Here is a 21820-nt window from a genome sequence, read left to right on the forward strand (position 1 = left end):
GCCGATGGTACTGCAGGGGGGACCCTGTGGGAGAGTAGGACGCCGCCGAACAAATATTCAGCTCCGGCCCCTGAACCTTCTGGTTCAGGGGCCGGAGCTTTTTTGTTCCGTTCTTCGGACGGCAGGCGTAACTTGACGTTCACTTCGCGTGGCCAGGATCCGCGTCATGGGGACTCTGGGAACGCTCAAGTCGGCCGGTGTGCGCGCCGGTGATGAGGTTGTCGTGCCGGCGTACGGCAACGCCGAGGTCGCCGAGGCAGTGGTGGGGCTGGGCGCGGTGCCGGTGTTCGCCGATGTGGACGCGGACAGCTACTGCCTCGACCCGGCCGCCGTGTCGGACGTCGTGACCGGCAGGACCGCCGCCGTTGTCGCCATACACCGCTTCGGGCGGCAGGCGGACGTGGGATGGATCCGCGAAGTCGGGAAGCGGCACGGGCTGTTGGTGATAGTCGAGGCGGAGCCCGGGGCCGAGCCGGATGGGGCGGAGCGGCGCCGGGCGCTGGCGACGTACCTGGACGGCAGGCTCAGCGGGGTCCGCACTCCGGAGCCGGCGGCGGGGCACACGTACGAGCAGTATGTGGTGCGGGTGCCGGGGAACGGGCGGCCGGACCGGGACGCGTTCGCACGGGCGTTGCGGGCCAAGGGAGTTGCGTGCAAGGTGCCCGTGCAGGCGCCGGTGTACCGGATGCCGGGGCTGCGGCGGGATGTCTTTCTGCCGCAGACCGAGCAGGCCGTTGACGAGACGCTGGCGCTGCCCCTGCATGCGGGATCGCGGCGGGAGCTGCACAAGATGGTGAGTGCGTGCAATGCGTTGGGGGGATTGCTGCAGCCGGCCTTTTAGGCGGGTGGGTGGTTCGAAGGTGCCGCGGAGTTCAGGTATGATCTATTCCGTTGCTGCGCCCCAATAGCTCAGTCGGCAGAGCGTCTCCATGGTAAGGAGAAGGTCTACGGTTCGATTCCGTATTGGGGCTCTAGAGGGCAAAGGCCCCCGCCATTTGGCGGGGGCCTTTGTCGTATAGCCTACACGAGAACTGGCGGGAGTTCAGTCGCGGGGGGCCTTGATATACGCCAGGCCGTGGGCGCCGGAATTGTCGTCGCGGTCGACGTCGAGTGTGGCGATCGGCTGGAGGTTTTCCAGGTCTACGACGGTGACGGTGTTGGAGACGACGCCGGAGACATAGCCGAGTCGGCCGTCGGGGGAGGAGGTGATGGTCAGGGGAAAGCGGCCGACCTGGACTTCTCCGACGCGGGCGAGAGTGCCTGGAGCGAATACCGTCAGGGCGCCGGGGAGTTGGGAACCGAGCGGGCCGCCTTGTGCGGTGCCGGTGCGGAGTTCGCCGGCGAGTACCGCGCCGGTGGCCGTGACATGGACCGGCATGACTTGTTCGCGGGTGGTGAGAGTGCGGACGGCCTTGCCGGTGCTGGTGTCGATGACCTGGACGCCGGGCTGTTCCGCGGGTGGGCCGTTGAAGTCGGCCTTGGGCGTGGCGACGTAGAGATGGCGTCCGTCGTGGGAGATGTCCAGGCCTTCGCTGCCGGGGACGTCGATCCGGCCGGCGAAGACCCCGCGGTCGAGATCGACGACGGAGACGAAGGGGGCTTCCTTGTTGGTGGTGTAGCCGCGGTGGCCATCGGGGCTGATGATGAACCAGTGTGGGCCGGGGGCCATGGTGGGGATGCGGCCGAGGCGTTCGTGCGTGCGGGTGTCGATGATGACGACGCCGCCCGGCTCGGTCTCGGTGGCCTCGACGCTCACGTACAGGCGGGCGCGTGCGCGGTCGAGGGCCAGGCCGTGCGGGGCGTGGTCGGGTGCGGTGGTGAGGGTGTCGACGATGGTGCGGGTGTCGACGTCGATGACGGTGATCTCGTGCGACCGTCCCTCGTTGGCGTGGTAGAAGCCCGAGGTGTACGTGCTGGCGCAGTACAGCAGTCTGCGGTCGGGGTTGAAGCACAGTTCGTGCGGCTGCGGGGGGAGTTGCAGGACATCGCGGCGTTCGTGGGTGGCGGCGTCGAAGAAGGTGACGGTCGATCCGGTTTGGCTGACGACGGCCAGCAGGTCACCGGGCGAACCGGCGGTGGTGGGAGTCATGGTCCGTATCGTGGGCGGCCGTTGGCGGTGACTCCAGTGCATGTTCGGCAGGGGTGCTGTGCGCCGTACGCAAGGTTGCTGGTGGCAGTGGGGGAGGGGCCGATCTGGTGTGACCCGGCCCACAGGCCGGCCCCGTCCCGGGTGGGGTCAGCCGGCCTGGACCTCGGGGACGCGCATGGCGAGGATGGCCATGTCGTCGGAGGCCGGTTCGGCGGCGAAGCGTTCCACGGCACGCAGGACGCGCGCGGCGACGGCGCCGGCGGTCAGGCCGGTGCAGGTGGTGAGGACGTCGGTGAGACCGTCGTCGCCGAGCATGCGGGTGCCCTCGCGGCGTTCCGTGATGCCGTCGGTGACGCAGAGCAGGACGTCGCCGGGGTCGAGGGTGACGGTCTGTTCGTAGAGTTCCAGGTCGTCCATCACGCCGAGGAGCGGCTGGGGTTCGGCGGCCGGTTCGACCGTGCCGTCCTGGCGCAGGCGCAGCGGCAGCGGGTGGCCGGCGCAGACGACCTTGAGGAGGGCGCTGCCGTCGGGCTGGGGCCACAGCTCGCCGTAAAGGAGCGTCAGGAAGCGGCTGCGGGGGCCCTCGTCGAGGATGGCGGCGTTGAGGCGCTCCAGGACGGCGGGGCCGCCGAAGCCCTCGCGGGCCAGGAGGCGGAGGGCGTGGCGAGCGAGGCCGGTGACGGCTGCCGCCTCGGGGCCCGTACCGCAGACGTCCCCGATGGCGAAGCCGTAGGCGCCGTCGCGGATCGGGAAGATGTCGTAGAAGTCGCCGCCGACTTCATTGCCCTCGCCGGCCGCGCGGTAGATGACCTCGACCTCGACGCCGGGGATGTTGGGCTCTTCCGGGGGCAGCAGGCTGCGCTGTAGGGACTGGCTGATGGCGGTGCGCTCGGAGTAGAGGCGGGAGTTGTCCAGGGCCAGGGCGGCCCGGCGGGAGAGGTCCTCGGCGAGTTCGAGGATCTCCTGGCGGAAGTGTTCCTCGGTGGGCTTGCCGAGGGTGAGCATGCCGATGACGCGGTTGCGCGCGACGAGGGGCAGTACGACGGTTTCGCCGCCGACGGCGGAGGCGGTGGCGAGCGTGGCGCCGGGGCCGGTCGACGGGCGGGCGGAGTGGCCCAGGCCCAGGCTGCGGAGTGAGGTGCGCAGGGCGGCGTCGTGAGCGGCGTCGGAGGGGGCGGTCCAGACGCGAGCGCCGGGGGTGGGGACCGGCTCGGGCGGATCGACCTTCGTCAGGAGGGTCTTGAGGCCGTCGATGCGGTCCTCGTCCTCGTGCAGGACGTAGGAGAGTTCGGGTTCGGACGCCTGGTCGGCGACGGTGTAGACGGCGCACCAGGTGGCGAGGGTGGGGACCGTCATCTGCGCCATGAGGGCGAGGGTCTGGTCGCGGTCGAGGGTGCCGGCCAGGAGGTCGGATGCCTCGACGAGGAAGGAGAGGGAGCCGCGGCGCAGCTTTTCGAGTTCGGTGAGGCGGGCGCGTTCGACGGCGAGGGCGATGCGGTCGGCGGCGAACTGGAGGCGCAGCGCCTCTTCGTTGGTGTAGCGGCCGGGGCCCTCCGCGGCGACGCCGAGCGAGCCGGTGAGCCGGCCCTCGACCTTGAGCGGGACGGTGACGACCGAGCGCATGCCGGTGCCGCTGAGCAGCGGGACGGCGCCGGGGACGGCGGTGAGGTCCTCATGGACGGCGGGCATCCGGGCGGAGCCGTAGCGTCCGGATCCGGCCTCGACGGGGACCCGGGCGAACCGCTGGCGGGCGGAGGGCAGGCCCGTCGAGGCGCGTACCTCCAGCTCGGTCTCGTCATCGGTGGCCAGCAGCAGGTAGGCGGCGTCGCCGTCGAGCATGTCGCGGGCCCGCTCGACGGTGCGCTGGAGCAGGCCGTCCAGGTCGTCGGGGGCCGGCGAGCCGATGAAGACCTCGAACGGGTCGGACGAGCGTCCCTCGGACTGGGCGGTCTGCGAGAGGGTGTCCGGGGCAGGGGTGCGCTGCGGGCTCTGCAGGATCGCGCGCTCGTGGTCGCGGACCAGGAGGCAGACCGTGGAGGCCTCGCCGTCCGCGTCGCGGACGCGCAGGTGGGAGGCGTAGACGGGGATGACCCGGCCGTCGGCGCCCCTTATGCCGTAGGAGCCCTCCCAGCGGGAGAGCTGGAGCGCCTCGGCGATGCCGGTGCCGGTTCCCGGGGTGTGCGGCCAGGCGGCGAAGTCGGTGAGCGGTTTGCCGATGACCTGCTCGGGGTCGTATGCGAAGAGGTCCCGGGCGTCGTCGTTCCAGAAGCTGACACAGCCGCCGCGGTCGATCTGGATCACGGCGACGCGGACCCGGGTGTCGGCGACCGGCAGGGCGTCCACGGGGAGCGCGGGGCCCGCGGAGCGGGTGCCGGCCGGGCGTTCGGGGAGGTCGAGCTGGAACCAGACGTGTTTCTGGGCGGCGGTGTATTCGACTCCCCAGCGGGCGGCCAGCGCGCCGCACAACAGCAGGCCGCGGCCGCCCTCGCGGTCGGGGTGGGCGAAAATCTGGCCGGAATTCTGGAGTGGAATCTCACGTTCGGGGTACCGGTCGGCGACCGAGATACGCACCCCGTGGTCCGTACGCAGACACAGCACATCGGCCGCGGTGCCGGCGTGCACCACGGCATTGGTGACCAGTTCACTGGTCAGGACGACGGCGTCATCGACGATGTCGCCGTGGCCCCAGCCCTGAAGGGTGTCCCGGACGAACGCACGGGCAGTGGCGACCGAGCGCCCGACGGGCTCGAATGTGGCGGCGGCCCGCGCGGTGATCACAGCACTCCCCATTGGTTTTTCGTCGCTCCCCAGGGTCCTGTGCCCGTTTCTCAAGGCATCGATGCGCATGCCAGGCTAGACGGTCGGCCCGAGCTGCGGGAACGAAGGCGTGCTTTCCGGGACCAGACGCACTCTGGCGGCCATGTTCACCCCTATGAGGAATGTGCTTGCCCGCCGGGTCATGGTCGGCATGCGCCACACCCGGTGTGTGGATGCTGCGGAAATTTCGTGGCTGCTCCCGGATCGAGGATTCTCGCCGCGCCGCAAGGGCCGACGAAGGGCCGGGCCCTGCCCGCCGGCCTCAACGAATCCCCGCACGTGTGGTTACGGTTTCGACTCCTTGCCGCGTCAGTGGGGCGGGGTGAAACACTGGGCAGGTATCAAGAGAAAGCCCGGGTAGAACGGTCGACCCTGCGGGAGGGACACGGTGGAGTCTGGCGCAGCGGCGCGGGGCGCAAGCACGCGCGCGAAAGGCGGACGATCCCGGAGCAACGGGACGACCGAGGTGGATACGGCTGCGCTGAATCGGCTGTTGGTCGCTCTCGTCGCCATGCGGGACGGGAATTTCCGCAAACGGCTGACGGTGTCCGGTGACGGCGTCATGTCGGAGATCGCCGCGGTGTTCAACGAGGTCGCGGACCGCAATCTGCATCTGACCGGCGAGCTGGCCCGGGTGCGCCGGGTCGTCGGACGTGAGGGCAAGCTCACGGAGCGGCTGGAGGTCGGGGCCGCCGAAGGCTCCTGGGCCGCGGCCATCGACGCCTCGAACGCCCTGGTGGACGACCTCGTACGGCCGGTCTCCGAGGTCGGACGGGTGCTCTCGGCGGTGTCCGAGGGTGACCTGGAACAGCGGATGGACCTGCGGTCGCGCAGTTCGGACAGCTCGTCGGAGCATCCGCTGCGGGGCGAGTTCCTGAAGGTCGGCCGTACGGTCAACGGCCTGGTCGACCAGCTCTCCGCGTTCACCGACGAGGTCACGAGAGTGGCCAGTGAGGTCGGCACGGAGGGCAAGCTCGGCGGCCAGGCGCGGGTCCGCGGAATGTCCGGGTCCTGGAAGGACCTCACGGAGTCCGTCAACACGATGGCCTCCCGGCTCACCGCGCAGGTGCGGGACATCGCTCTGGTCACCACCGCGGTCGCGAAGGGTGATCTGTCGCGGAAGGTGACGGTCCATGTCGCCGGCGAGATGCTGGAGCTGAAGAACACCGTCAACACGATGGTGGACCAGCTCTCCTCGTTCGCGTCCGAGGTCACCCGGGTCGCCCGTGAAGTCGGTACGGAGGGCGAACTCGGCGGTCAGGCGCAGGTCCCCGGCGTCGCCGGCGTATGGAAGGACCTGACGGATTCGGTCAATCTCATGGCCGGCAACCTCACCGCGCAGGTGCGTGGGATCGCTCAGGTCACGACCGCCGTCGCGAACGGCGACCTGTCGCAGAAGGTCACGGTCAGCGCGCGCGGCGAGGTCGCGCAGCTCGCCGACACCATCAACACCATGACCGAGACGCTGCGTACCTTCGCGGACGAAGTGACGCGGGTGGCGAACGAGGTCGGGGCCGAGGGGCAACTCGGCGGCCAGGCACAGGTACCGGGCGCGGCCGGCACCTGGAAGGACCTCACCGACTCGGTGAACAACGCCTTCCGGAACCTGACCGGGCAGGTGCGGGACATCGCGCAGGTGACGACCGCGGTCGCCAACGGTGATCTGTCGCAGAAGGTCACCGTCGATGTCGCCGGTGAAATGCTGGAGTTGAAGAACACCGTCAACACGATGGTGGACCAGCTCTCCTCGTTCGGTGCCGAAGTGACCCGTGTGGCGCGGGAGATCGGCGTCGAGGGTGAGCTGGGCGGCCAGGCCGCGGTGCCCGGAGCGGCGGGCACGTGGAAGGACCTCACGGACTCCGTCAACACCGCGTTCCGCAACCTGACCGGACAGGTGCGCAACATCGCGCAGGTGACGACCGCGGTCGCCAACGGTGATCTGTCGCAGAAGGTCACCGTCGACGTCTCCGGCGAGATGCTGCAGCTGAAGAACACCGTGAACACCATGGTCGACCAGCTGTCCTCGTTCGCCGACCAGGTCACGCGGATGGCCAGGGACGTGGGCACGGAGGGCCGGCTGGGTGGTCAGGCCCGGGTGGACGGGGTCAGCGGCACCTGGAAGGAACTGACCGACTCCGTCAACTTCATGGCGGGGAACCTCACCTCGCAGGTGCGGCAGATCGCGCAGGTGACGACGGCGGTCGCCCGCGGCGACCTGTCGCAGAAGATCGATGTGGACGCGCGCGGCGAGATCCTGGAGCTGAAGAACACCATCAACACGATGGTCGACCAGCTCTCCGCGTTCGCCGAGCAGGTCACCCGGGTCTCCCGGGAGGTCGGTACGGACGGCCGGCTGGGCGGTCAGGCGCAGGTCCCCGGCGTCGCGGGCGTCTGGCGCGATCTGACCGACTCCGTCAACGGCATGGCCGGCAACCTGACGGCCCAGGTCCGCAACATCGCGCAGGTCGCCACGGCGGTCGCGCGCGGTGACCTGTCGCAGAAGATCGACGCGGACGCCCGGGGCGAGATCCTGGAGCTGAAGAACACCCTGAACACCATGGTCGACCAGCTCTCCTCGTTCGCGGAGCAGGTCACCCGGGTCGCCCGTGAGGTGGGTACCGAGGGCATCCTGGGCGGCCAGGCCGAGGTGCAGGGTGTCAGCGGTACCTGGAAGGACCTCACCCAGTCCGTCAACTTCATGGCGAACAACCTGACGTCGCAGGTGCGCAACATCGCCGAGGTGACGACGGCGGTGGCCCGCGGCGATCTGTCGAAGAAGATCACCGTCGATGCCAAGGGCGAGATCCTCGAACTGGTCACGACCGTCAACACGATGGTCGACCAGCTGTCGTCGTTCGCCGAGCAGGTGACCCGGGTGGCCCGTGAGGTGGGCACCGAGGGCCAGTTGGGCGGCCAGGCGCGGGTGCCGGGCGCGACCGGCATCTGGCTGGACCTCACCGACAACGTCAACCTGATGGCCAACAACCTGACCATCCAGGTGCGCAACATCTCGCAGGTCTCGGCGGCGGTCGCCAACGGCGATCTGACGAAGAAGGTGACGGTCGAGGCACGCGGCGAGGTCGCGCAGCTCGCCGACACGGTCAACACGATGGTCACGACGCTGTCGTCGTTCGCCGACGAGGTCACGCGAGTCGCCCGTGAGGTGGGCACCGACGGCATCCTGGGCGGTCAGGCCCGCGTCCCCGGCGTCGCCGGTACGTGGAAGGACCTCACCGAGTCCGTGAACTCGATGGCCAACAACCTCACCGGCCAGGTCCGCAATATCGCCATGGTCACCACCGCCATCGCCAAGGGTGATCTGACCAAGAAGATCGACATCGATGCGCGCGGCGAGATCCTCGCGCTGAAGACCACCATCAACACCATGGTCGACCAGCTGTCGTCCTTCGCCGAGCAGGTCACCAGGGTGGCCCGCGAGGTCGGTACGGAAGGCCAGCTGGGCGGTCAGGCGCAGGTGCGGGGCGTGGCCGGCACCTGGAAGGACCTGACCGAGTCGGTGAACGAGATGGCCGGCAACCTGACCCGTCAGGTGCGTGCCATCGCTGCGGTCGCCGCCGCGGTGACCCTCGGCGATCACAACGTCCGTATCGACGTGGACGCGGCCGGCGAGATCCTGGAACTCCAGGACAACGTCAACACCATGATCTCCACGCTCCGTGAGACCACCCTCGCCAACGAGGAACAGGACTGGCTCAAGGGCAACCTGGCCCGGATCTCCGGCCTGATGCAGGGCCGCCGCGACCTCAAGGACGTCGCCACGCTCATCATGAGCGAGCTGTCCCCGGCGGTCTCCGCTCAGCACGGCGCGTTCTTCCTCGCGGCGCAGCCCGACGCCCAGGAGATCGGCGCGGACGGCGGCGAGGCCGGCGTCTACGAGCTGCGGCTGATGGGCTCGTACGGCTACTCCATGGGCGGCATGCCGACGACCTTCCGGCCGGGCGAGACGCTGATCGGCACGGCCGCGGAGGAGGGCCGCACGATCCTGGTGGAGAACGTGCCGTCCGGCTACCTCAAGATCGCCTCGGGGCTCGGTGAGGCGCCGCCGGCGAATGTGATCGTGCTGCCGGTGCTCTTCGAGGACAAGGTGCTCGGCGTGATCGAGCTGGCGTCCTTCCACCCGTTCACCCAGATCCAGAAGGACTTCCTCAGCCAGATCGCCGAGATGATCGCGACCAGCGTCAACACCATCTCCGTCAACACCAAGACCGAGGTGCTGCTCAAGCAGTCGCAGGAGCTGACCGAGCAGCTCAAGGAGCGGTCTGGCGAGCTGGAGAGCCGGCAGAAGGCGCTGGAGCTGTCCAACTCCGAGCTGGAGGAGAAGGCCGAGCAGCTGCGTGCGCAGAACCGCGACATCGAGGTCAAGAACACCGAGATCGAAGAGGCGCGGCAGGTCCTGGAGGAGCGCGCCGAGCAGCTCGCGGTCTCCATGCGCTACAAGTCGGAGTTCCTGGCGAACATGTCGCACGAGCTGCGCACACCGCTCAACTCGCTGCTGATTCTGGCCAAGTTGCTGGCCGACAACGCCGAGGGGAACCTCTCCCCGAAGCAGGTCGAGTTCGCCGAGACGATCCACGGTGCGGGTTCCGACCTGCTCCAGCTGATCAACGACATCCTGGACCTGTCGAAGGTCGAGGCCGGCAAGATGGACGTCAGTCCGACGCGGATCGCGCTGGTCCAGCTCGTCGACTACGTCGAGGCCACGTTCCGGCCGCTGACCGCGGAGAAGGGACTCGACTTCTCCGTACGGGTCTCCCCGGAGCTGCCCGCGACGCTGCACACCGACGAGCAGCGGCTGCTTCAGGTACTGCGCAACCTGCTCTCCAACGCGGTGAAGTTCACCGACAGCGGCGCCGTCGAGCTGGTCATCCGGCCGGCCGGCGCGGATGTGCCGCCGGCGATCCGCGAGCAGCTCCTGGAACACGGCTCGCTGCGCGACCCGGATGCCGACATGATCGCCTTCTCGGTGACCGACACCGGTATCGGTATCGCGTCCACCAAGATGCGGGTGATCTTCGAGGCGTTCAAGCAGGCGGACGGCACGACCAGCCGCAAGTACGGCGGTACCGGCCTGGGCCTGTCCATCAGCCGGGAGATCGCCCGGCTGCTCGGTGGTGAGATCCACGCCGCCAGTGAGCCCAGCCGCGGCTCGACGTTCACGCTGTATCTGCCGCACAACCCGGGCGGCCTGCCGCCGCAGGGCTACCCGCAGCTGGTGGCCGGCGGACTGGCGATGGACGCGGAGGCCCGCGAGATCGAGGTCGGGCGGCAGGATGAGGCCGAGCGGCAGCGCGGCGAGGAGCAGGGGGCGTACGGCAGCCTCAACCGGCGGCGCCGCCGCGGGATTTCGGGCGCCGGCCGCCGCTTCGCGCTGCCTGGCAGCCAGCCGCTGCCCACCCCGCCCCGCCAGGCACCGCAGTCGCCGGCCGCCCCGTCGCGGCCGGCCGTCCAGCAGCCCGCAGAGGAGCCCTGGATCGGCAACGGCCAGGACCTGGTGGACCCGGCCGTCGAGGGCGGCTTCCACGGGGAGAAGGTGCTGATCGTCGACGACGACATCCGCAATGTCTTCGCGCTCACCAGCGTTCTGGAACAGCATGGGCTGTCGGTGCTGTACGCGGAGAACGGCAGGGAAGGCATCGAGGTGCTGGAGCAGCACGACGATGTCGTCCTGGTCCTGATGGACATCATGATGCCGGAGATGGACGGTTACGCGACCACGGCCGCGATCCGCCGGATGCCGCAGTTCGCCGGGCTGCCCATCATCGCGCTGACCGCGAAGGCGATGAAGGGTGACCGGGAGAAGAGCATCGATTCCGGGGCCTCCGACTATGTGACCAAGCCGGTGGATACCGATCATCTGTTGTCGGTCATGGAGCAATGGATGCGCACACGGTGACGGGGCGTTCAGTATGGAGCCGAAAGAGGATCACCGCGTGCTGACTCAGTGTCGCCGTGGACGTGTGGAAGCGCGGGTTTCGGGGAACCTTCTCGTCTCTCGCTGCGTTTCTGCTATGTGCACAGTGACATCGCGGTGACAGGGTGTGGCGATAGGCGGGGTGCAGCTACCATGACCGGCACAAGGACGGGCGGCGTAACGGAGTCGTCCCCTGGGGCGGCGTCCGGTTCCATGCCGGGGCGAGGAGGACGGGCCATGGTGCAGAAGGCCAAGATCCTCCTGGTCGATGACCGGCCGGAGAATCTGCTGGCGCTGGAGGCGATCCTCTCCGCGCTCGATCAGACACTGGTGCGGGCATCGTCCGGGGAGGAAGCGCTCAAAGCACTGCTCACGGACGATTTCGCGGTGATTCTGCTCGATGTGCAGATGCCGGGGATGGACGGATTCGAGACCGCGGCGCACATCAAGCGGCGCGAGCGCACCCGCGACATCCCGATCATCTTCCTCACCGCCATCAACCACGGCCCGCACCACACCTTCCGCGGCTATGCGGCCGGCGCGGTCGACTACATCTCCAAGCCGTTCGACCCGTGGGTGCTGCGCGCCAAGGTCTCGGTGTTCGTCGAGCTCTACATGAAGAACTGCCAACTCCGCGAGCAGGCCTCGCTGCTGAGGCTCCAGCTGGAGGGCGGGCGGCCGAACGGCGAGGACCCCAGGGAGGCCGCGGGGCTGCTCGCAGAGCTGTCCGCCCGGCTGGCCGCGGTCGAGGAGCAGGCGGAGGCGCTGTCCAAGCAGTTGGACGAGACGGCGGATGCCGCGGCGGTGGCCACCGCCGCCCATCTGGAGCGCAAACTGACCGGCCTGCGCCGGGCGCTGGACGCCCTGGAGCCGGGATCGGGGACCACCGCGGGCTGATTGACGCCCCTTCATGAGACGGGCGCGCGACACGAATGGGTGAAGCGCCGTCCGCTCGTGACACGCTTGCCGTCGCCTGTAATCTCGTCACCATGGCCTCACGTACGTCCGGCAAGGGAACCCAGAGCACGGCGGGCCCCTCGAAGCAGCGCGCCGGACAGTCCGGGGGCGCCGCCAAGAAGACCGCCGCGAAGCAGTCGCCCTCGGGAAAGGGCGCTGCCGGAAAGAGGGCGTCCGCCAAAAGGCCGCCGGCGAAGAAGGCCGCCGCCGCGAAGCGGGCCCCGGCCAAGAAGGCGCCCGCGAAGAAGGCCGCCGCGAAGCCGGCGCCGTCACCGACCGGAGGCGTCTACCGCCTCGTGCGGGCCTGCTGGCTCGGGCTGGCGCACGGCATCGGGGCGATGTTTCGCGGTGTGGGCCGCGGCGCGAAGAACCTCGACCCGGCGCACCGCAAGGACGGTCTCGCGCTGCTGCTGCTGGGCCTCGCCCTGGTCATCGCGGCCGGCACCTGGTCCAACCTCAGCGGCCCGGTGGGCGACCTCGTCGAGCTGCTGGTGACCGGCGCCTTCGGGCGGCTCGACCTGGTCGTGCCGATACTGCTGGGCGGCATCGCGGTACGGCTGATAAGGCATCCCGAGCAGCCCGACGCCAACGGCCGGATCGTCATCGGGCTGTCCGCGCTGGTGGTCGGCGTCCTCGGGCAGGTCGCGATGGCGTGCGGTTCGCCGGGCCGGGGCGATGGCATCGCGGCCATGCAGGACGCCGGCGGCTATCTCGGCTGGGCCGCGTCCAAGCCGCTGATCTTCACCGTCGGGCAGACCCTCGCCGTGGCGCTGCTGGCGCTGCTGACCGTCTTCGGACTGCTGGTGGTCACCGCGACGCCAGTGAACGCCATTCCGCAGCGGCTGCGGCTCCTCGGCGCCAAACTGGGCGTGCTGGAGCCCGAGCCGGACGCCGAGCAGTTCGAGACGGCCGAGGGAGCCGACGCATACGCAGAGGACTGGCGCGAGCGGCCCGCCCACAGGTCCCGGCGCGCTGCCGGTGCCCCAGGGGACCCGGACGTGCTGGAGGAGCAGGCGCTGGCCGATCGCCGCCGCCCGCGCCGGTCGTCCGTGGAGCGCGCCATGGACCGGCCGATGGACGCGGTGGACGTGGCCGCGGCGGCCGCCGCCGCGCTGGACGGCGCGGTGCTGCACGGCGTCCAGCCCTCCCCGCTCATCGCCGGCCTCAGCAGCGGCATCTCGGGAGAGCGGCGGGACCACGACGGCGAGGACACCGGCACGGAGAGCGGCTCGGTGCCGTCGGCCCGCGAGGCGGAGCCGTCCGGTGTCGAGCACACCCCTGCGGTGCCGGACTTCACCAAGCCTGCGCCCGAACCGTCGTCCGACCTGCCGGCGCGCGCCGAGCAGCTCCAGCTGTCCGGCGACATCACCTACGCGCTGCCCTCCCTCGACCTCCTCTCCCGGGGCGGCCCCGGCAAGACCCGCAGCGCCGCGAACGACGCCATAGTGGCCTCGCTGACCACGGTCTTCCAGGAGTTCAAGGTCGACGCCGCGGTCACCGGCTTCACCCGCGGCCCGACGGTCACCCGCTACGAGGTCGAGCTCGGCCCGGCCGTCAAGGTCGAGAAGATCACCGCGCTGGCCAAGAACATCGCCTACGCCGTCGCCAGCCCGGACGTCCGCATCATCAGCCCGATCCCCGGCAAGTCCGCGGTCGGCATCGAGATCCCCAACACCGACCGCGAGATGGTCAACCTCGGAGACGTCCTGCGGCTGGCCGACGCCGCGGGCGACGAGCATCCGATGCTGGTGGCGCTGGGCAAGGACGTCGAGGGCGGCTATGTCATGGCCAACATGACGAAGATGCCGCACGTCCTGGTCGCCGGCGCCACCGGCTCCGGCAAGTCGTCGTGCATCAACTGCCTGATCACCTCGGTGATGGTCCGCGCCACCCCGGAGGACGTGCGGATGGTGCTGGTCGACCCCAAGCGCGTCGAACTGACCGCCTACGAAGGCATCCCGCACCTCATCACGCCGATCATCACCAACCCCAAGCGCGCCGCCGAAGCCCTCCAGTGGGTGGTCCGCGAGATGGACCTGCGCTACGACGACCTCGCGGCCTACGGCTTCCGGCACATCGACGACTTCAACGAAGCGGTGCGCAACGGCAAGGTGACCTCGCCGGAGGGCAGCGAACGCGAGCTCTCGCCGTACCCGTATCTGCTGGTCATCGTCGATGAGCTGGCGGACCTGATGATGGTCGCGCCGCGGGACGTGGAGGACTCGATCGTCCGCATCACCCAGCTCGCGCGCGCGGCCGGCATCCATCTGGTGCTCGCCACCCAGCGCCCGTCCGTCGACGTCGTCACCGGCCTGATCAAGGCCAATGTGCCGTCCCGGCTGGCCTTCGCCACCTCCTCGCTCGCCGACAGCCGGGTCATCCTCGACCAGCCGGGCGCCGAGAAGCTGATCGGCAAGGGTGACGGGCTGTTCCTGCCGATGGGCGCGAACAAGCCGGTCCGTATGCAGGGCGCGTTTGTGACGGAGGCTGAGGTCGCGGCCGTCGTCCAGCACTGCAAGGATCAGATGGCGCCGGTCTTCCGCGAGGACGTCACCGTCGGCACGGCGAAGAAGAAGGAGGTCGACGAGGACATCGGCGATGACCTCGATCTGCTGTGCCAGGCCGCTGAGCTGGTAGTTTCCACTCAGTTCGGGTCGACGTCGATGCTCCAGCGCAAGCTGCGGGTGGGGTTCGCCAAGGCCGGGCGGCTGATGGACCTGATGGAGTCGAGGAACATCGTCGGACCGAGCGAGGGGTCCAAGGCACGCGACGTTCTGGTGAAGCCGGATGAATTGGACGGAGTGCTCTCGGTAATCCGGGGGGAGGCTACCGAGTAGCACACAAATCCGGGTCACTCGCAGGTGAGAGAAAGCAACCGTTCGTCCTGCCGATACGTCAAGTTGAGGGAGGTGACGCAACGATGCTTCATCATCGAGCTCAGCGGCACCGTTCGCAGGCGTTCCGATGGCGTACAAACTCTGCTCTCCCGCTTGCCTGACCCTTTCGCTCCACCCCTAGACTGAACCTCCAGCAGGTGGCTACACGCTCGAAAGGCGCCCCCGTGTCCATCGGCAACTCCCCCGAAGACGAGCGGCCTTCCATCGGTCGCGCCCTCCAGCAGGCACGTATCCACGCAGGACTGACCGTCGAAGAGGTCAGTTCGACGACCCGGGTGCGCATCCCCATCGCGCACGCCATCGAGCAGGACGACTTCTCGCGCTGCGGGGGCGACGTCTATGCCCGCGGACACATCAGAACGCTCGCCCGCGCCGTCGGCCTCAACCCCGAACCGCTGGTCGCGCAGTACGACGCCGAGCACGGCGGACGGCCCGAGCCGACCCCCGCGGCGCCGCTCTTCGAGGCCGAGCGGATCCGCTCCGACCCGCGCCGTCCCAACTGGACCGCCGCGATGGTCGCGGCCATCGTCGCCGTCATCGGTTTTGTCGGCTTCACGCTCTTCCAGGAGGGCGACAGGAACAGCGGCGGGCCGATCGCGGGGGGCGGCACCGCCAACGCGGAGAAGCCCGCACCGGCGCCCACCAAGGCGCACACCACCAAGCCCCCCAAGGCCGACCCCTCCGAGAGCGCCATCGCCGGGCTGCCCAAGGACAAGGTCACGATCAAGGTGATCGCCCGGGACGGCCAGAGCTGGATCTCCGCCAAGGACGCCAACGGCAAGCTCCTGCAGGACGGGCTGCTCAAGCAGGGCGAGTCCAAGACGTTCACCGACAAGAAGCGGATCGACCTGGTCCTGGGCAACGCCGGAGCCGTACAGCTGTACGTCAACGGCAAGGAGGTCAAGCAGGTCGGCGACAAGGGTTCCGTGGAGCGGCTCAGCTACACGCCTGGGGACCCCCAGGCGGGCTGAGACCGGGCGCGCGCCGCGTCCGCCGCCCGTCCCGGGACGCCCGGGACCGGCGGCAATGACCTGCGCGCCATGGGTGTCGCCGGGACGAAGTAGGCTGAGCCCCATGCCCGAACGCCGTACCGTCGCCCTTGTCACCCTTGGCTGCGCCCGTAACGAGGTGGACTCGGAGGAGCTCGCAGGCCGCTTGGCAGCGGACGGCTGGGAGCTCGTCGAGGAAGCCGCCGATGCCGATGTCGCCGTCGTCAACACCTGCGGCTTCGTCGAAGCCGCCAAGAAGGACTCCGTTGACGCCCTGCTCGAAGCCAATGATCTGAAGGATCACGGCAAGACCCAGGCCGTCGTGGCCGTCGGCTGCATGGCCGAGCGCTACGGCAAGGAGCTCGCCGAGGCGCTGCCCGAGGCCGACGGGGTGCTCGGCTTCGACGACTACAGCGATATCTCCGACCGCCTGCAGACCATCCTCAACGGTGGCATCCACGCCGCGCACACCCCGCGCGACCGCCGCAAGCTGCTGCCGATCAGCCCGGCCGAGCGCCAGGGCGCCGCCGCTGTCGCACTGCCCGGTCATGCGCAGTCCGGTTCCGCTGAGCCGGCTCCGTTGGACGGTCCGCCCGAGGATCTTCCGGAAGGCGTCGCGCCCGCCTCCGGGCCGCGTGCGCCGCTGCGCCGCAGACTCGGCAGCAATCCGGTCGCCTCGGTGAAACTCGCCTCCGGCTGCGACCGGCGCTGCTCGTTCTGCGCCATTCCGTCCTTCCGCGGCTCCTTCATCTCCCGCCGGCCCTCTGACGTGCTCGGGGAGACCCGCTGGCTGGCCGAGCAGGGCGTCAAGGAGGTCATGCTGGTCTCCGAGAACAACACCTCCTACGGCAAGGACCTCGGCGACATCCGGCTGCTGGAGACGCTGCTGCCGGAGCTGGCCGCCGTCGACGGCATCGAGCGGATCCGCGTCAGCTATCTCCAGCCCGCCGAGATGCGGCCCGGTCTGATCGATGTGCTGACCGGCACCGACAAGGTCGCGCCGTACTTCGATCTGTCCTTCCAGCACTCGGCGCCCGGCGTGCTGCGCGCGATGCGGCGCTTTGGCGACACCGAGCGCTTCCTGGACCTGCTGGAGCAGATCCGGACGAAGGCGCCCGAGGCCGGTGCCCGCTCCAACTTCATCGTCGGCTTCCCGGGCGAGAGCGAGGCCGATCTGGAAGAGCTGGAGCGCTTCATCACCGAGGCCCGGCTGGATGCGATCGGCGTTTTCGGCTACTCCGACGAGGACGGCACCGAAGCCGCCTCGTACGAGGACAAGGTCGATCCGGACGTGGTCGCGGAGCGGCTGGCGCGGGTGTCGCGGCTGGCCGAGGAGCTGACCGCGCAGCGTGCCGAGGAGAGGGTCGGCGAGACGGTGCGGGTGCTGGTCGACCGGATCGACGACGAGGACGGTGTCGTCGGGCGGGCCGCGCACCAGGCACCGGAGACCGACGGCGTCACGCTGCTGTCGACCGGCCAGAACCTGGAGCCCGGTCGTATGGTCGAAGCAAAGGTGGTCGCGAGCGAGGGCGTCGACCTCGTGGCCGAGGTGCTGTCCGTGGAAGACACGGCGTGTACCGAGGAGGCGGGCAGATGAGCGGAGTCCCGGCTTCCGCGGCGGGTGGGCCGCGCACCGCGCCGGCCGTCCGGCAGGCCGGGCTGTGGAACATCGCCAACGTCCTGACGATGATGAGGCTGGTGCTGGTCCCGGCCTTCGTGCTGCTGCTGATGCACGGGGACGGAACGGACCCGGTCTGGCGCGTCTTCGCCTGGGCGGCGTTCGCCATCGCCATGATCACCGATGTATTCGACGGGCATCTGGCGCGCGCCTACAACCTGGTCACGGACTTCGGCAAGATCGCCGACCCGATCGCGGACAAAGCGATCATGGGCGCCGCGCTGATCTGCCTGTCGGTACTGGGTGATCTGCCGTGGTGGGTGACCGGCGTGATCCTCTTCCGTGAGCTGGGCATCACCTTGATGCGCTTCTGGGTGATCAAGCATGGTGTGATTCCGGCCAGTCGTGGCGGCAAAATCAAGACATTGGCGCAGGGCACCGCGGTGGGCATGTACGTCCTGGTGCTGACCGGGCCGCTGGCGACATTCCGCTGGTGGGTGATGGCGGTGGCCGTGGCGCTGACGGTCGCCACCGGGCTCGACTACGTCCGCCAGGCCGTCGTACTCCGCCGGGCCGGACTGGCCAAGGAGCGGGCCGAACGAGCCGGTCGGGGCGAGGGGAACGGAGAGCGGTGAGCGGGCCGGGTTCTGCTGCGGCCGGGGCGCTTGAGCTGCTCGCCGGGCGTGGACAGAGCCTGGCGGTGGCCGAATCGCTGACCGGCGGCCTGGTAGCGGGCGCGCTGACCGCCGTCCCCGGGGCCTCGCGGGTCGTCCGCGGATCGGTGACCGCGTACGCAACCGATGTGAAACGGGACGTACTGGGCGTCGATGGTGCGCTGCTGGCCGAGCGGGGGGCCGTCGACGGCGAGGTCGCGCGGCAGATGGCGGGTGGCGTACGGAAGGTGCTGGGCGCCGACTGGGGTATCGCCACCACAGGTGTCGCCGGACCCCTGCCCCAGGACGGACAGCGCGTGGGCACCGTTTTTGTGGCGGTTCAGGGCCCGGACGGTGCCGGAGAGGTGTGCCGGCTGGCGCTGGCGGGGGATCGTGACCGTATCCGCCAGGACAGCGTCGAAGCCGTACTCGGCCTTTTGTTGAGCGAACTTGCAGAAAAATCGCGTGCACAGGATACGGAACAACACGGGGGGAATGGATGTTTGCAGCCCTGAGTGAACACGAACTCGCGCCCGGCGCCGGTACGGCCCGAGGCGGTACGGTGGGGCGAGAAGGATCCGGATCCGAGGTCCGAGGAGGGAGCCAGCGATGATTCTGCTTCGTCGCCTGCTGGGTGACGTGCTGCGCCGACAGCGTCAGCGCCAGGGCCGAACCCTGCGCGAGGTCTCTTCCTCCGCCCGGGTGTCGCTCGGCTATTTGTCCGAGGTGGAGAGGGGGCAGAAGGAGGCTTCCTCCGAGCTGCTCTCGTCGATCTGTGACGCGCTGGACGTACGCATGTCCGAGCTCATGCGAGAGGTCAGCGACGAGCTGGCGCTCGCCGAGCTGGCACAGTCCGCGGCCGCGAGCGAGCCGGTCCCCGCACCGGTGCGGCCGAAGTTCAATTCGGTGTCCGTCACGTCCCTGGCCGGTGTGCCGGAGGACCGCGTGACCATCAAGTCCCCGGCCGACGTCGTGGATGTCGTCGCGGCCTGACACCCCTGTTCGTTGGTGAAGCCCCGGTCGGCAGCAGTCGGCCGGGGCTTCACGCTGTGCGCGCCCGGTGCGGCGCCCGGCCGGCCCTCTTGACCTGCCCAGAAGGTCTCCATGGTCTATACGATGGGCAAATCGGGGCATTCTGGAACGTGAGTCTGAAGATCCTGAACAGGAGTAACTGGATGTCTGTGGTCAAGAGCACGCTCTCCGAAGCCGACCGCACCATCGTCGGGAACGCCCTGCAAGGAGCCCTCGTCGACCTGGTGGATCTCTCCCTCGTGGCGAAACAGGTGCACTGGAACGTCGTAGGACCGCGCTTCCGCTCCGTACACCTTCAGCTCGACGAGGTCGTGGACACCGCGCGGCAGCACGCGGACACCGTCGCCGAGCGGTCGTCGGCGATCGGCGTGCCGCCGGACGGCCGGGCCGCGACGGTCGCCAAGACCAGCGGCATCGGCGAGGTGCCGGACGGCTGGGTCAAGGACGGCGACGCCGTACAGACGCTGGTGACCGGCCTGGCCGCGATCATCGAGCGGATGCGGGAGCGGATCGGTGCCACCGCGGACCCGGACCCGGTCAGCCAGGACATTCTCATCGGCCTGACCGCCGACCTGGAGAAGCACCACTGGATGTTCCAGGCCGAGTCCCACTGACGGCCATCGGCGACGGCTGACGGGATGCGCCCCATACGACTCCGGACGCGCCTGCTCCGGGAGTGCGAGGCACCGCCCTGTGCGCTCCGGGAGTGCGACGGTGCGCTCTCCCGCCGGTCGGCGGGCCCCGTCTAGCGTCGGCCGGAGGAGGCAGCAATGGCGTGGCACGACATGGTGGCCCGCGGCCCGCTCCGGCGGGGCGCCGGCGGCCGCGTGCCGGGTTCGGGAGGACGTCCCCGGGCCGGTCCCGGGCGCCGGATAGCCGTGGCCCTCGTCGGAGGGCTGTGGTGGCTGGCGGTGCTCCGGCTGATGCTGTGGCCGCAGTCGGCGGGGGTGATCGAGGGGGCTGTGGTGGCGGGCGGCTGGGGGCTCAGCCTGCTACCGGTGCACTGCGTTCCGTGGGTGGGCAAGGGGGGCGGTGGACGCGGGCGGGCAGGGCTGCTGCAGCAGGGCCGGGCGGCGCTCACCACGGCATGGCGACGCCGCCGTTCGGGCGGAGGATCTGGCCGGTCGTGAAGGATGAGGCGTCCGAGGCCAGATGCAGCACGGCGTGGGCGATGTCCTCGGGCTCACCCACCCGGCCCAGGGGAGACATCCGGACCATCGGGCCTTCGGCCTGCCGCTGGGCCTCGGCGGTGTGCCGGTCGGTCATCGCCGTACGGACCCAGCCCGGCGCCACCGCATTGACGCGGATGCCGTGCCGGCCGACCTCGGTGGCGAGGGTCCTGGTGAGCTGTACGACGGCGGCCTTGGTCACGCCGTAGCAGAGCAGGCCGGGTGCGCCGGTGTCGATGGCGCCGGAGGCCATGGTGACGATGCTGCCCGGGGTGCCGGTGGCGACCATGGCGCGGGCGGCCTCCTGGCAGCCGTACAGCACGCCCTTGAAGTTGGTGTTCCAGACCCGGTCCAGATCCGCGTCCTCGGTCTCCAGGACGGCGGAGGCATGCATGATCCCGGCGATATTCGCCATCACATCGAGACGGCCGGTGCGCTGGAGGGCGTTGTCGACGACGGCGGCCACCTGATCGCGCCGGCTGACGTCGAGGTGGTGGGGGTGCGCCGCGCCACCGGAATCCGTGATGGCCATGGCGGTCGCCCGGGCGCCCTCGTCGTTGAGATCCGCGCAGTGGACGGTGGCGCCGGCCTCCGCGAGGAGGGCGGCGGAGGCACGGCCGATGCCGCTCGCCGCGCCGGTGACGATCGCGGTGCGGCCGGTGAGGTCGTACGCGGGGAGGGGCATGGGGGGAGGGTAGAGAGGATCTGATGGAGCGTCAATTCTGTTGACATCGCTGGGGATTGCTTACCGGTTGGACTGGTCGGGCTGGTCGGGCTGGTCCGGCTGGACGGGCTGGCAGGTCGGGCACCAGTAGGTGACGCGTTCGTCGGTCGTGGAGCCTTGTTCGGCGGTGCGGACGGCGGTGCCGCAGCGTGCACAGGGCCGTCCCGCGCGCCCGTAGACCCACAGTCGGCGATCTGGGCGCGCGCTGGGCGTGGTGGTGCGTGCGGGACGTTGTTTGTTGGCTTCGAGGAGTTTCTTGGCGAGTGCGGGGGCGCGTTCCGGGGCGGAAAGATGGCCGATGGGGAGCCAGGGTGAGGCGCGCAGCAGGAAGCACAGCTCGGACTTGTAGACATTGCCGATACCGGCGAGATTGCGCTGGTCCAGCAGGGCTTCGCCCAGGGGCCGTTCGGGGGCGGCGAGCAGCCTGCGCAGCGCTTCGGCCGCGTCCCAGTCGGGGCCGAGGAGGTCGGGGCCCAGGTGGCCGACGACCCGGGACTCGTCGGCGGTGCGCAGGAGGTCGAGAACGGGGAGGCGGTAGCCGACGGCGGTGTGCCGGTCGGTGCCGAGAATCGCCCGGATCTGGTGAGCGGGGCCGCCGCGCCAGCGTTCCGCCGGGGCGTAGATCTTCCAGGCGCCGTCCATCCGCAGATGGGAGTGGAGGGTGAGGCCGCCCTCGAAGCGGGTGAGCAGATGCTTGCCCCGGGGGACCACGCCCAGCACCGTGCGGCCGGTCAGATCCACTGTCGCGAGTCGCGGAACCCGCAGGTCGCAGCGGGTCAGGGGCTGACCGGCCAGCGCGTCGTGGAGGCGCTGGGCCAGGCGCCAGACCGTGTCACCTTCGGGCATGGCACCATCATGCCGGGGAGTGGCGTTCTGGGGTGTATGTCCGTTGGGGGATGGGTGGGGTGCCGGGCGACTCCGGCGGCCGTACCAACCCGGTGGT

The 21820-nt window shown here is 69.7% G+C and carries 14 protein-coding genes and 1 tRNA gene; 11 read left to right on the top strand and 4 right to left on the bottom strand.

From position 1 onward, the window contains the following. Positions 1-166 precede the first annotated feature (166 nt). Together AB0I10_RS32805 and AB0I10_RS32810 are read left to right on the top strand one after the other, a co-directional pair. Complete coding sequence (locus tag AB0I10_RS32805; RefSeq protein ID WP_363156319.1) at positions 167-841, top strand: DegT/DnrJ/EryC1/StrS family aminotransferase; 675 nt, start codon at positions 167-169, stop codon at positions 839-841. A 57-nt stretch (positions 842-898) separates the two neighbouring features. Continuing rightward, a tRNA-Thr gene (locus AB0I10_RS32810) sits at positions 899-971 on the top strand. A 71-nt stretch (positions 972-1042) separates the two neighbouring features. Here the strand turns inward: AB0I10_RS32810 and AB0I10_RS32815 are convergent. Further along, positions 1043-2089: a YncE family protein gene (locus tag AB0I10_RS32815; protein ID WP_363156320.1), complete on the bottom strand. Its 1047-nt coding sequence runs from the start codon at positions 2087-2089 to the stop codon at positions 1043-1045. Positions 2090-2236: 147 nt separating this feature from the next. After that, entirely contained in the window at positions 2237-4879 is a 2643-nt protein-coding gene (locus AB0I10_RS32820; RefSeq protein WP_363156321.1) for a SpoIIE family protein phosphatase, read from the bottom strand. Positions 4880-5294: 415 nt separating this feature from the next. Between AB0I10_RS32820 and AB0I10_RS32825 the strand changes: the two genes are divergently transcribed. From AB0I10_RS32825 to AB0I10_RS32865, 9 genes are all read left to right on the top strand, one after another. Further along, positions 5295-10820 carry a HAMP domain-containing protein gene (locus AB0I10_RS32825; RefSeq protein ID WP_363156322.1) on the top strand — a complete coding sequence of 1842 codons (5526 nt, stop codon included), beginning with the start codon at positions 5295-5297 and terminating at the stop codon, positions 10818-10820. A 255-nt stretch (positions 10821-11075) separates the two neighbouring features. After that, positions 11076-11735 (top strand): response regulator, encoded by a 660-nt coding sequence (locus tag AB0I10_RS32830; RefSeq protein WP_363156323.1) that lies wholly within the window; start codon positions 11076-11078, stop codon positions 11733-11735. A gap of 92 nt (positions 11736-11827) precedes the next feature. Then, complete coding sequence (locus AB0I10_RS32835; protein ID WP_363156324.1) at positions 11828-14632, top strand: DNA translocase FtsK; 2805 nt, start codon at positions 11828-11830, stop codon at positions 14630-14632. A 224-nt stretch (positions 14633-14856) separates the two neighbouring features. Further along, complete coding sequence (locus AB0I10_RS32840; RefSeq protein WP_363156325.1) at positions 14857-15663, top strand: helix-turn-helix domain-containing protein; 807 nt, start codon at positions 14857-14859, stop codon at positions 15661-15663. Between the two features lie 103 nt (positions 15664-15766). Next, complete coding sequence (rimO, locus tag AB0I10_RS32845; RefSeq protein ID WP_363156326.1) at positions 15767-17278, top strand: 30S ribosomal protein S12 methylthiotransferase RimO; 1512 nt, start codon at positions 15767-15769, stop codon at positions 17276-17278. After that, positions 17275-17934: a CDP-diacylglycerol--glycerol-3-phosphate 3-phosphatidyltransferase gene (gene pgsA / locus AB0I10_RS32850; protein ID WP_363156327.1), complete on the top strand. Its 660-nt coding sequence runs from the start codon at positions 17275-17277 to the stop codon at positions 17932-17934. Before rimO ends, pgsA begins: the two co-directional genes overlap by 4 nt. Further along, entirely contained in the window at positions 17931-18467 is a 537-nt protein-coding gene (locus AB0I10_RS32855; RefSeq protein ID WP_363156328.1) for a CinA family protein, read from the top strand. Before pgsA ends, AB0I10_RS32855 begins: the two co-directional genes overlap by 4 nt. A 94-nt stretch (positions 18468-18561) precedes the next feature. Then, on the top strand, positions 18562-18945 hold the full coding sequence (locus AB0I10_RS32860) for a helix-turn-helix transcriptional regulator (protein WP_363156329.1): 384 nt from the start codon (positions 18562-18564) through the stop codon (positions 18943-18945). Between the two features lie 182 nt (positions 18946-19127). Then, a complete protein-coding gene (locus AB0I10_RS32865) occupies positions 19128-19598 on the top strand; it encodes a DNA starvation/stationary phase protection protein (protein ID WP_363156330.1) in 471 nt (156 codons plus the stop codon). A 463-nt stretch (positions 19599-20061) separates the two neighbouring features. On the opposite strand, the gene AB0I10_RS32870 is transcribed toward AB0I10_RS32865, so the two are convergent. Further along, a complete protein-coding gene (locus tag AB0I10_RS32870; RefSeq protein ID WP_363156331.1) occupies positions 20062-20838 on the bottom strand; it encodes an SDR family NAD(P)-dependent oxidoreductase in 777 nt (258 codons plus the stop codon). A 60-nt stretch (positions 20839-20898) separates the two neighbouring features. Beyond that, a complete protein-coding gene (locus tag AB0I10_RS32875; RefSeq protein ID WP_363156332.1) occupies positions 20899-21723 on the bottom strand; it encodes a DNA-formamidopyrimidine glycosylase family protein in 825 nt (274 codons plus the stop codon). Positions 21724-21820: the final 97 nt, after the last annotated feature.

The sequence above is a fragment of the Streptomyces sp. NPDC050636 genome, from assembly GCF_040654775.1.
In the GTDB taxonomy this organism is placed as follows: Bacteria; Actinomycetota; Actinomycetes; order Streptomycetales; family Streptomycetaceae; genus Streptomyces.

Bases quoted from the DNA above. Each gene is read 5' to 3' on its own strand.
- AB0I10_RS32805 (WP_363156319.1), top strand. From the start codon at position 167: ATGGGGACTCTGGGAACGCTCAAGTCGGCCGGTGTGCGCGCCGGTGAT.
- AB0I10_RS32815 (WP_363156320.1), bottom strand. From the start codon at position 2,089: ATGACTCCCACCACCGCCGGTTCGCCCGGTGACCTGCTGGCCGTCGTC.
- AB0I10_RS32820 (WP_363156321.1), bottom strand. From the start codon at position 4,879: ATGGGGAGTGCTGTGATCACCGCGCGGGCCGCCGCCACATTCGAGCCC.
- AB0I10_RS32830 (WP_363156323.1), top strand. From the start codon at position 11,076: ATGGTGCAGAAGGCCAAGATCCTCCTGGTCGATGACCGGCCGGAGAAT.
- AB0I10_RS32835 (WP_363156324.1), top strand. From the start codon at position 11,828: ATGGCCTCACGTACGTCCGGCAAGGGAACCCAGAGCACGGCGGGCCCC.
- rimO (WP_363156326.1), top strand. From the start codon at position 15,767: ATGCCCGAACGCCGTACCGTCGCCCTTGTCACCCTTGGCTGCGCCCGT.
- pgsA (WP_363156327.1), top strand. From the start codon at position 17,275: ATGAGCGGAGTCCCGGCTTCCGCGGCGGGTGGGCCGCGCACCGCGCCG.
- AB0I10_RS32860 (WP_363156329.1), top strand. From the start codon at position 18,562: ATGATTCTGCTTCGTCGCCTGCTGGGTGACGTGCTGCGCCGACAGCGT.
- AB0I10_RS32865 (WP_363156330.1), top strand. From the start codon at position 19,128: ATGTCTGTGGTCAAGAGCACGCTCTCCGAAGCCGACCGCACCATCGTC.
- AB0I10_RS32870 (WP_363156331.1), bottom strand. From the start codon at position 20,838: ATGCCCCTCCCCGCGTACGACCTCACCGGCCGCACCGCGATCGTCACC.
- AB0I10_RS32875 (WP_363156332.1), bottom strand. From the start codon at position 21,723: ATGCCCGAAGGTGACACGGTCTGGCGCCTGGCCCAGCGCCTCCACGAC.